The organism is Pseudomonas plecoglossicida NBRC 103162 = DSM 15088 (assembly GCF_000730665.1).
GTDB classification, from domain to species: domain Bacteria; phylum Pseudomonadota; class Gammaproteobacteria; order Pseudomonadales; family Pseudomonadaceae; genus Aquipseudomonas; species Aquipseudomonas plecoglossicida.
This window is the reverse complement of sequence record NZ_BBIV01000004.1, coordinates 232,639-243,387: the sequence shown is the minus strand read 5'-3', so window position 1 is coordinate 243,387 and position 10,749 is coordinate 232,639. Positions and strand designations below refer to the sequence as shown.

At 64.9% G+C, this 10,749-nt stretch carries 9 protein-coding genes; 5 read left to right on the top strand and 4 right to left on the bottom strand.

What is annotated here, in order from left to right; all coding sequences use genetic code 11:
• Positions 1-22 precede the first annotated feature (22 nt).
• Entirely contained in the window at positions 23-1,207 is a 1,185-nt protein-coding gene (locus tag PPL01S_RS02965; RefSeq protein WP_016391914.1) for a trans-sulfuration enzyme family protein, read from the bottom strand.
• Between the two features lie 125 nt (positions 1,208-1,332).
• Between PPL01S_RS02965 and PPL01S_RS02960 the strand changes: the two genes are divergently transcribed.
• Positions 1,333-1,794 carry an Lrp/AsnC family transcriptional regulator gene (locus PPL01S_RS02960; protein ID WP_016391915.1) on the top strand — a complete coding sequence of 154 codons (462 nt, stop codon included), beginning with the start codon at positions 1,333-1,335 and terminating at the stop codon, positions 1,792-1,794.
• A gap of 55 nt (positions 1,795-1,849) precedes the next feature.
• On the opposite strand, the gene PPL01S_RS02955 is transcribed toward PPL01S_RS02960, so the two are convergent.
• Positions 1,850-4,180 carry an FdhF/YdeP family oxidoreductase gene (locus tag PPL01S_RS02955; protein ID WP_028625269.1) on the bottom strand — a complete coding sequence of 777 codons (2,331 nt, stop codon included), beginning with the start codon at positions 4,178-4,180 and terminating at the stop codon, positions 1,850-1,852.
• A gap of 300 nt (positions 4,181-4,480) precedes the next feature.
• Between PPL01S_RS02955 and moaA the strand changes: the two genes are divergently transcribed.
• Both moaA and PPL01S_RS02945 read left to right on the top strand, forming a co-directional pair.
• Complete coding sequence (moaA, locus tag PPL01S_RS02950) at positions 4,481-5,485, top strand: GTP 3',8-cyclase MoaA (protein ID WP_016391917.1); 1,005 nt, start codon at positions 4,481-4,483, stop codon at positions 5,483-5,485.
• Between the two features lie 20 nt (positions 5,486-5,505).
• On the top strand, positions 5,506-6,405 hold the full coding sequence (locus PPL01S_RS02945) for a bestrophin family protein (RefSeq protein WP_016391918.1): 900 nt from the start codon (positions 5,506-5,508) through the stop codon (positions 6,403-6,405).
• A gap of 90 nt (positions 6,406-6,495) precedes the next feature.
• On the opposite strand, the gene moaB is transcribed toward PPL01S_RS02945, so the two are convergent.
• On the bottom strand, positions 6,496-7,035 hold the full coding sequence (gene moaB, locus PPL01S_RS02940; RefSeq protein ID WP_016391642.1) for a molybdenum cofactor biosynthesis protein B: 540 nt from the start codon (positions 7,033-7,035) through the stop codon (positions 6,496-6,498).
• A 141-nt stretch (positions 7,036-7,176) separates the two neighbouring features.
• On the opposite strand from moaB, the gene PPL01S_RS02935 reads away from it, so the two are divergent.
• Positions 7,177-8,064, top strand: a complete 888-nt coding sequence (locus PPL01S_RS02935; RefSeq protein ID WP_028625268.1) for a LysR family transcriptional regulator — start codon at positions 7,177-7,179, stop codon at positions 8,062-8,064.
• On the opposite strand, the gene PPL01S_RS02930 is transcribed toward PPL01S_RS02935, so the two are convergent.
• On the bottom strand, positions 8,052-8,834 hold the full coding sequence (locus PPL01S_RS02930) for an AraC family transcriptional regulator (RefSeq protein ID WP_016391644.1): 783 nt from the start codon (positions 8,832-8,834) through the stop codon (positions 8,052-8,054). The genes PPL01S_RS02935 and PPL01S_RS02930 overlap by 13 nt on opposite strands.
• Positions 8,835-9,094: 260 nt before the next feature.
• Here PPL01S_RS02930 and PPL01S_RS02925 point away from each other — a divergent pair, with 260 nt between their 5' ends.
• A complete protein-coding gene (locus PPL01S_RS02925; protein WP_028625267.1) occupies positions 9,095-10,711 on the top strand; it encodes an APC family permease in 1,617 nt (538 codons plus the stop codon).
• The last annotated feature ends 38 nt before the right edge of the window (positions 10,712-10,749 follow it).

The following is a 10,749-nucleotide window of genomic DNA, read 5'->3' as shown; positions in this document are numbered from 1 at the left end:
GCCGGCGACAGGGCCAGCAGCTTCACACCCCAGCCGCAGCCTTCAACGCCCCATCCAGATCCTCGATCAGATCCCGGTAGTCCTCGATCCCCACCGACAGCCGCAGCAGGTTCTCGCCGATCCCCATCAGCCCTTTCTGTTCCGGGCTCAGGGAGTTGTGCGACATGCTCCAGGAGTGGTTGATCATGCTCTCCACCCCACCCAACGAGTCGGCCAGGACAAAGATCTGCAAGGCCTCCACCAAGCGGTTGAGCGCTGCCCGGTCAGCCCCCTTGACCTTCATCGCCACCACCGCCCCGCCTGCGCGCATCTGGCGCTTGCACAGCGCGTGCTGCGGGTGGCTTTCCAGCCCCGGGTAATAGACCTGTTCCACCTGCGGGTGGCCTTCGAGGAAGCGCGCCACCTGCAGCGCATTGGCGCACTGGCGCTCCATGCGCACATCGAGGGTCTTCAGGCCGCGCAGCGCCAGGTAGCAGTCGAACGGCCCCTGGATGGCGCCGACCGCCATGCTGATCTTGCGCAGGCGCGCCAGCAGCGCGTCGTTGGCCGCCACCACCACACCGCCGGTCAGGTCGGAGTGGCCGCCGATGTACTTGCTGGCCGAGTGCATCACCAGGTCCACGCCGAGGGTGATCGGGCGCTGGTTCCAAGGCGAGCAGAAGGTGTTGTCGATGCAGGTGAGGATGCCACGCGCACGCGCCAGGTCGCACACGGCCTTGATATCGACCAGGTGCAGCAACGGGTTGGTCGGCGACTCGATCCAGATCAGCTGGGTCTCGGGCCTGATCGCGGCGGCGACGGCATCCAGGTCGTTGAGGTCGACGTAGCTGGTGGTCAGGCCCGAGGTGCGGCCACGGTAGTCTTCGAGGATGCGGAAGGTGCCGCCGTACACGCCGTTCATGACCACCACGTGGGCATCCTTGGGCAGCAGCTCGAGCACGGTGGCCGTGGCGTTCACCCCGGAGGCGCAGGCCACCGCGCCAACCCCTTCCTCGAGCGCTGCCACGCAACTTTCGTAGGCATGCCGGGTGGGGTTGCCGACGCGGCTGTAGGCGTACTCGGGATTGTCGTCCAGGCTGCGCTTGATGTAGGAACTGGCGGTATAGATCGGCGGGAAGATTGCATTGTCGGCGACGCTGGACTGCTCGCCGGCGTGAATGGCGAGGGTAGCGAAATTGCGCGGCTTGTCGGACATGGTCAGGCCCATTGGCAGGAGTGGTAAGGCTGCAACTATCGCACAACCACGGGCGGCGACAACGCCCGGCCCGGCAGGAAATTTTTCTAGCGCTGCGGTAGGCTGGGGAATATTTTTCTTACCGGTTGCCGAACGATATGGACAGCTTCGACCAGCACATCCTTACCCTGCTCCAGCGCGATGCCTCGATCTCGCTCAAGGACCTGGCCGAAGCCGTCAACCTGTCGACCACGCCGTGCTGGAAACGGGTCAAGCGCCTGGAGGAAGACGGCTACATCATCGGCCGCGTCGCTCTGCTCGACCCCGAGCGGCTGGGGCTGGGGCTGACGGTGTTCGTCCAGCTCAAGACCCAGCGCCACGACAGTGCCTGGCTGGAGCAGTTCGCCACGACGGTGACGGGGTTCGAGGAGGTAATGGAGGTGTATCGCATGTCCGGCGACTGGGACTACATGCTGCGGGTGGTGGTGGGGGACATTGCCGCGTATGACCGCTTCTACAAGAAGCTGATCACCAGCACCGACGGGCTTTCGAACATTACCTCCAGCTTTGCCATGGAGCAGATGAAGTACACCACGGCGTATCCGGTGCATCGTTCCTGATCGGGGTGGCCGTACAGGCCCTATCGCCGGCGACAGGGCCAGAACAGGCAATCGATCAATCAGCCGCCTGCACCGCCTCGATGCGGTTCCCGGCCTTGGCCTTCTCCAAGCGAATGGCCACGAACTTGGACGTCGGCGTGTAGGTCCCCTCGCCATAGCTTTCCAACGGCACCAGCGGGTTGGTTTCCGGGTAGTAGGCCGCCGCCTGGCCATCCGGGATGTCATAAGGCACCAGGCGGAACCCCGACACCCGTCGCTCCACGCCATCCTCCCACAGCGACACCATGTCCACCTGCTCACCCGGCTCGAAGCCCAGGCGCCGGATATCCGCCTCGCTGACGAACACCAATTCACGTAGCCCGAACACCCCACGATAACGATCATCCAGCCCATACAGCGTGGTGTTGTACTGATCGTGCGAACGCATCGTCTGCAGGATCAGGTCCGGCTTGTCGCCCCGCGCCAGCACCTTGGCATTGACCAGTTGCTCGGGCAAGGCGCTGGGGCTGAAACGCGCCTTGCCAGTGGCGGTACGCCAGTTGCGCTCGGCCGCGCTGTTGCCCAGGTGGAAACCTCCCGGATGCTGCAGGCGTTCGTTGAAATCGGCGAAACCCGGGATGACATCGGCGATCATCGCGCGGATACGGCTGTAGTCGGCGACGGCATATTCCCAGTCGATCGGCGCATTGCCCAAGGTGGCCTTGGCCATGCCGGCGATGATCCATGGCTCTGATCGCATGTGCGGTGAACGTGGGCGAAGCTGGCCGTGGGAGATATGCACCATGCTGAAGGTGTCTTCCACGGTGACGCCCTGCGCGCCCTCCTCCTGCAGGTCGATCTCGGTGCGGCCCAGGCAGGGCAGGATCAGCGCATCGCGACCGGTAACCAGATGCGAACGGTTGAGCTTGGTAGAGATCTGCACGGTCAGCGCGCAATTGCGCATGGCCGCGTGGGTGCGCGGGGTATCCGGGGTGGCCTGGGCAAAGTTGCCACCCAGGCCGATGAACACCTTGGCCTGCCCCGCTTCCATGGCCTGGATCGCCAGCACCGCGTTGTGCCCATGGGCACGCGGCACGCGGAACTGGAAGCGTCTTTCCAGGGCATCGAGCAGCGCTGCCTTGGGCTTCTCGTCGATGCCCATGGTGCGGTCGCCCTGCACGTTGCTGTGGCCGCGCACCGGTGACAGCCCTGCGCCCGGCTTGCCGACGTTGCCGCGCAGCAGCTGCAGGTTGACGATCTCCTGCACGGTCGGCACCGAGTGGCGGTGCTGGGTCACGCCCATCGCCCAGCACATGATCACCCGCTCGGCCTTGCGGTACATGCGCGCCGCCAGCTCGATCTCGGCCAGGGTCAGGCCCGACTGCTCGACGATGTGCTCCCACGAAGTGGCATCCACCGCGTCCAGGTAAGCGTCCACGCCACTGGTGTGTTCGGCGATGAAGGCATGGTCGAACACCGCCGGCTCACCCTTGGCCTGGGCTTCGCGCTCCCATTGCAGCAAGTACTTGGCGATGCCACGCATGGCCGCCATGTCGCCGCCCAGGGCCGGGCGGAAATAGGCGCTGGTGGTCGGTTCGGAGCCGTTGCTGAGCATCTCGAACGGGTGCTGCGGGTGCTGGAAGCGCTCCAGGCCACGCTCCTTGAGCGGGTTGAAGCACACCACCTGGGCCCCGCGCTTGACCGCTTCACGCAGCGGTTCGAGCATGCGCGGGTGGTTGGTGCCGGGGTTCTGGCCGATGACGAAGATCGCGTCGGCCAGCTCCAGGTCATGGAACACCACGGTGCCCTTGCCCACCCCGAGGGTCTCCGACATGCCCACGCCGCTGGCTTCATGGCACATGTTCGAGCAGTCGGGGAAGTTGTTGGTGCCATAGGCGCGCACGAACAGCTGGTAAAGGAATGCCGCCTCGTTGCTGGCCCTGCCAGAGGTGTAGAACTCGGCCTGGTCGGGCGAGTCGAGCGAGCGCAGGTGCCGGGCGACCAGGGCGAACGCCTCCTGCCAGGTGGTTTCGACGTAATGGTCGGTCGCGGCGTCGTAGCGCATCGGGTGGGTCAGGCGGCCCTGGTATTCGAGCCAGTAGTCGGTCTGCTCGGCCAGGGCGCTGACGCTGTACCTGGCAAAGAATGCGGGGTCCACCGAGCGACCGGTAGCCTCCCAGTTGACGGCCTTGGCGCCGTTCTCGCAGAACTTGACCATGTCGCCTTCCGGCGACTCGCCCCAGGCACAGCCCGGGCAGTCGAAGCCACCGTTCTGGTTGGTCTTGAGCATGGCCCGCAGGTTCTTGAAGGCGTTGTCGCTGCCCAGCCAGCTCTTGGTCACGCTCTTGAGCGCGCCCCAGCCGGCGGCGGGGCCTTTGTAGTCCCTGATGTGTTGGTCCTGGCTCATGGGGTGAATCCTCGGCGGGCATGGAAAGATTGCGGCGCTGGCGTTGTCCGCTGCTTTTTTCCAGCCTATGGAGGGCGCAGCAGGGCCGTCCAATCGAAATGTCTTACGGAGTGATAGGTCGTTTCGATCATGGATCGGAACCCCACTCATCGGTCTGCGCACAGCGCGATCAACGCCTCGAGCTACCCGGCCCGATGCCGTGATAGAGGACATTGATCGAACGGTCGGGCAAAGCAATTTGACGGGGGGCCCGGCAGGTTATAGCTTGGATCCTGTACCTCTTACCTTCCGAGCGCCCACGTGGAACCGACCAGCCGCCCCCTGATCGACGGCTTCAACCGCAAGATCGACTACCTGCGCATGTCGGTCACGGATCGCTGCGACTTCCGCTGCGTCTACTGCATGGCCGAGGACATGCAGTTCCTGCCGCGCCAGCAGATCCTGAGCCTCGAAGAACTGTTCCAGGTGGCCGAGCGCTTCGTCGCCCTGGGCACCCGCAAGATCCGCCTCACCGGTGGCGAGCCGCTGGTACGCCAGGGCATCGTCGACCTGTGCGGGCGCATCGCCGCCCTGCCCGGCCTGCGTGAACTGTGCCTGACCAGCAATGGCTCGCAACTCGGGCGCCTGGCTCAGCCGCTGTTCGATGCCGGGGTCACGCGCGTGAACATCAGTCTCGACAGCCTCGATGTCGACCGTTTCAAGCAGCTGACCCGCACTGGCGACCTGCATCAGGTGATCGCCGGCATCGATGCCGCGCGCCGCGCAGGTTTCCAGCGCACCAAGCTCAACTGCGTGGTGCTCAAGGGGCGCAACGACCACGAACTGGTCGACCTGGTGCGCTTCGCCATCGACCGCGAACTGGACATCACCTTCATCGAGGAAATGCCGCTCGGCGTGATCAGCGAACATGAGCGCGGCGAGTCGTTCTGCTCCAGCGATGAAGTGCGCGATCGCCTGGCCGAGCACTTCACCCTGATCGAGTCGACCGAATCATCCCAGGGCCCTGCGCGCTACTGGCGGCTGGCTGAAGCGGCGAACACCCGTGTCGGCTTCATCTCGCCGCACAGCCACAACTTCTGCGCCACCTGCAACCGCGTGCGCCTGACCGTCGAGGGTCGCCTGTTGCTGTGCCTGGGCAACGAACACTCGGTGGACCTCAAGCACGTGCTGCGAGCCCACCCGGGCAACGCCGAGCGGCTGGAAAAGGCCATCCGCGACTCGCTGCACCTGAAGCCTTACCGCCACCATTTCGAAGTGGGCGGCGATGTGCAGATCCTGCGCTTCATGAACATGACCGGCGGCTGACCCGCTGCCTTTGGATTTCCATGATCGTCCACCCCCACCCGGATGTCCTGCGTGTGCTGTTCACCCTCAAGGGTTCGATCGTCAAGCGCATCGCCCTGCGCTGCCTGATGGTCACCTTGCTGGCCGCGCTGATCGTGCTGGTCGAGCGTCACTTCCCGGCATTCTTCTACCCGGTCAGCGCCACGCCGTTCACATTGCTCGGCCTGTCGCTGTCGATCTTCATGAGCTTTCGCAACAACGCCTGCTACGACCGCTGGTGGGAGGGGCGCAAGGCCTGGGGCAAGTTGATCATCGAGACGCGTTCGTTCGTGCGTGAAAGCACGGTGATCGCCGACGCCCCGCTGCGCGCCGAGCTGTTGCGCAGCCTGTGCGGCTTCGCCCATGCGCTGAGCGCGCGCTTGCGCAACGAGGATGAAGTACGTGCCGCGCGGCCTTGGCTGGGCGACAACGCGCCGGTGGCCGTGCACAACGTCTGCGACGGCATCCTGCGGGTGATGGGCGAGCAGTGTTCACGCCTGGCCGAGCAGCAAGCCATCAGCGAATGGCGTTACACCTTGCTGGAGCAGCGCCTGGCCGGCCTGACCGAGGTGCAGGCCACGTGCGAGCGAATCAAGGGCACGCCGCTGCCGTTCCCCTATACGCTGCTGCTGCATCGCACCATCTACATCTTCTGTCTGCTTTTGCCGTTCGCCCTGGCCGAACCCTTGGGATGGCTGGCGCCGTTGTTCACCACCATCGTCGGCTATACGTTTTTCGGCCTGGATGCGATTGGCAACGAACTGGAGGACCCGTTCGGGCGGGACGAGAACGACTTGCCGATGGACGCCATGGTGCGCACGGTCGAGCGGGATGTGTTGGGGGCATTGGGGGTGGAGCCGCTGCCACCGGCGTTGCTGCCGGTGGATTATGTGTTGAGTTGAGGGCCCTGTCGCCGGCAAGCCGGCTCCCACAAGGGTTCCGTTGCGCCTGTACCTGTGGGAGCCGGCTTGCCGGCGATCGGGCCAGCGCAGTCAACCGCGACTCTCGCAAGCCTGGACAGGCTTCAGGTGCTTCACGAAATTGCAGGGCATGTGCCGCGCATCCAGCTGCTCGGCCAGAATCCCCTCCCAGGCCGTGCGGCAAGCCCCGGTCGACCCCGGCAGGCAGCACACCAGGGTGCCATTGGCCATGCCCGCCAGTGCCCGGCTCTGCACGGTCGAGGAACCGACATCGAGGATCGACAGCGCGCGGAACAACTCGCCGAAACCGTCGATGTGCCGGTCGAACAGGCACCGCACCGCTTCCGGGGTGCTGTCACGCCCGGTGAAGCCGGTGCCGCCGGTGATCAGCACCACCTGCACATCGTCATCGGCAATCCAGTTGGCGACCTGGGCGCGTATCTTGTACAGGTCGTCCTTGAGCAGCACGCGCGCCACCAGGCGATGGCCGATCTGCACCGAGCGGCTGGCCAGCAGCTCGCCGGAGGTGTCGTTGTCGAAGGTACGGGTATCGCTGACCGTCAGTACGGCGATATTGAGCGGTACGAAGACCGCGTCGGGTTTGACGCGCACGGCGGGGCTCCTTTGAATGGACAGTAGGCGCCACGCTAGAGGCACGCCGCCAAGGCGTCCAATCGATATGGCGAAACGGCCGATCAATGACATCTATCGCAGAGTCGATTAAGGTCTGCGCAAGACAACCCAGGCACACCCATGGACATCAAGCAGCTCAAGTTCCTTATCGCCCTCGACCAGACCCGCCACTTCGGCCAGGCCGCGGCGCTGTGCCATATCACCCAGCCGACCCTGTCCATGCGCCTGCGCAACCTGGAGGACGAGCTGGACCTGATGCTGGTCAAGCGCGGCCAGCGCTTCGAGGGTTTCACCGAAGCCGGCGAACGTATCCTGGCCTGGGCCCGCACCTTGCTCGCCGCCCATGACGGCCTGCAGGCCGAGGCTGCCAGTTGCCGTGGCCAGGTGGTCGGCAGCCTGCGCCTGGGCAGCGTGCCGCTGGCCAGCTTCAACACCATGAACCTGTTGATGCCGCTGCGCGAGAAGTACCCCGAGCTGCACTTCCAGCTCAGCTCGCACAGCACCGAACAGATCATGGACGGCCTGAGCCGCAACCAGCTCGACCTCGGTATCTGCTACCTCGACCAGGTCAACGCCAGCTTCTTCGAAGTGATCGAACTGGCCACCACCACCATGGGCCTGCTGCACGATACCCGGCACTTCCAGTTCGCCACCCAGCAACTGCAATGGAGCGAGCTGGCCGACCTGCCGCTGGGCCTGCTCAGCAAGGGCATGCACTACCGCCAGTCGCTGGACCTGAGCTTGCGCAGCCGTGGCCTCGAGCCCATGGCGGTACTGGAAAGCGACTCCAGCTTCCAACTGATCCAGGCCATCACTGCCGGCGTGTGTTGCGCGGTGATGCCACTGAACTTCGGCCTGGAAGACCTCAGCGAGCACCTGCGCATCATCCCCATCGCCGACGCCAGCATCCATAGCCCGGTCGGCCTGCTGCTACGCCGCAGCGAACCGCGCTCGGCGCTTGCCGAGCAGTGCTTCAACGAGGCGCGTGCGCTGTTTCAACCCAGCTGAAGGGCCGTCGCCTGGCGATATTGACGCGGGGTGAAGCCGGTCAGTTGCTTGAACTGCCGGCTGAACGCACTGTGGTCGGTGTAGCCGCATTGCAGCGCAACCTCGGTGATCGGCAGGTCCGTATGCAGCAAGCGATGGGCGTGGTCCAAGCGCGCCTTGTGGATCATCTGCCGCGGCGTGAGGTGGAACACCCGCTTGCAGTAGCGCTCCAGCTGCGCCACGGAAATCCCGGCGATACGGGTCAGTTCGCCCAGGCTGATCGGCTGCTGGAAATGCTGGCGAATGTGCTCGTCCACGGCGGCCAGCCGCTGGTAGGCGGGATGGGTATCGGCGGCTGACTGCAGGTCCACTGAAATGCCGACCAGGCCGATGATCGTGCCCGCGGGATCGCACAGCGGGCGCTTGTGGGTCAGGCACCAGCCCGGTTCGCGGCTGCCGTACAGGTGCAGTTCAAGCTGGTCTTGCAATACCAGGCCCTGTTGCAGCACCCGGCGGTCCTGCTCGGTGTAGCCAGGGCCCAGTTGCGCCGGGAAGACTTCGGCGCTGGTCTTGCCCAGCAGCGGCTGCAGGCGCTTGAGGCCGCAACGTTGGACCAGGGTGGTATTGGCCAGTACGTAGCGGGCGTCGGGGTCCTTGATGAAGATCGCGGCGTTGGGGATGGCGTCGAGGATCGGCAGCAGCAGGGCCACGCCGGCGAGCAGGGCTTCCAGCGTGGCGGGGCGGTGCTGGGCGAGGTTCTGGTACAGGGTCGCCAGAGGCTCGGTTGTCATCGCTTGGTTCTCCAGTGTCTTTGCCGGCAATGGCGGCGGTGCAATCAGCAAAACTCTCAAGCCCTTTCCCTACAAGGCCTACAGCCTATCCACCAGCCCCACCAGATCGCCAGCCTTTTCGGCAACTATGCCGATTTCGTCATCCAGCCTGCCGAAAACCATCAAGAACCCTCACTCCGATCGGTCCACTCTATGCCCCACGCAAGCCGTATCACGTGACATCAGACCTGCCTATCCAAAACCTACAAAAAGGCGCACCCATGTCAGGCAAATTCAAGAAACAGCTGTCATTGCTCGACCTCACCTTCATTGGCCTCGGTGCCATCTTCGGCTCCGGCTGGCTGTTCGCCGCCAGCCACGTGTCGGCCATCGCCGGCCCGGCCGGTATCCTCTCCTGGTTCCTCGGTGGTTTTGCCGTGTTGCTGCTGGGCATCGTCTACTGCGAGCTTGGCGCTGCACTGCCGCGCGCCGGTGGCGTGGTGCGCTACCCGGTGTACTCGCACGGCCCGCTGCTGGGCTACCTGATGGGCTTCATCACGCTGATCGCCTTTTCCAGCCTGATCGCCATCGAAGTGGTCGCTTCCCGCCAGTACGCCGCGGCCTGGTTTCCCAGCCTGACCAAGGCCGGTTCCAGCGACCCGACCGTGCTCGGCTGGCTGGTGCAGTTCGCCCTGCTGGGGCTGTTCTTCTTCCTCAACTACCGCAGCGTCAAGACCTTCGCCAAGGCCAACAACCTGGTCAGCGTGTTCAAGTTCATCGTGCCGCTGCTGGTGATCGGCGTGCTGTTCACCTTCTTCAAGCCGGAGAACTTCGAGGTCCACGGCTTCGCCCCGTTCGGCCTGTCCGGCGTGGAAATGGCCGTGTCGGCCGGTGGCATCATCTTCGCCTACCTGGGCCTGACCCCGATCATCTCGGTGGCCAGCGAAGTGAAGAACCCGCAGCGCACCATTCCCATTGCGCTGATCCTTTCGGTCCTGCTCTCCACCGCCATCTATGCCCTGTTGCAACTGGCCTTCCTCGGCAGCGTGCCGACCGAAATGCTGGTCAATGGCTGGGCCGGCGTGGCCAAGGAACTGGCCCTGCCTTACCGTGACATCGCCCTGGCCCTGGGCGTGGGCTGGCTGGCCTACCTGGTGGTGGCCGATGCGGTGATCTCGCCCAGCGGCTGCGGCAACATCTACATGAACGCCACCCCGCGCGTGATCTACGGCTGGGCGCAGACCGGCACCTTCTTCAAGTACTTCACCCGCATCGACGAGCAATCCGGCATCCCGCGCCCGGCCCTGTGGCTGACCTTCGGCCTGTCGGTGTTCTGGACCCTGCCGTTTCCGTCCTGGGAAGCGTTGATCAACGTGGTCTCGGCTGCCCTGGTACTGAGCTACGCCGTGGCCCCGGTCACCGTTGCCGCCCTGCGCCGCAATGCACCTGACATGCCGCGCCCGTTCCGGGTCATGGGCATGGGCGTGCTGGGCCCGCTGTCGTTCATCATCGCCGCGCTGATCGTCTACTGGTCCGGCTGGAACACCGTGTCGTGGCTGCTGGCCCTGCAGATCGTGATGTTCGTGCTGTACCTGCTGTGCGGCCGTTTCGTGCCCACCCAGCACCTGCCGCTGGCCCAGCAAGTGCGCTCGTCGGCCTGGCTGATCGGTTTCTACGCGGTGACCATCCTGTTGTCCTGGCTGGGCAGCTTCGGCGGCCTGGGGGTCCTTGCTCACCCGTTCGACACCCTTGCCGTGGCCGCCTGTGCGCTGGGCATCTACTACTGGGGCGCAGCCACCGGCGTGCCCGCTCACCTGGTGCAGCTGGAGGGCGAGGATGAGAGCGAAGCGAGCCACGAGGTGCACTCAGCCAAGCGCCCGGCTGCACTGGCTTCATGAAGGCTGCTGGCCCTATCGCCGGCAAGCCGGCGATGAGG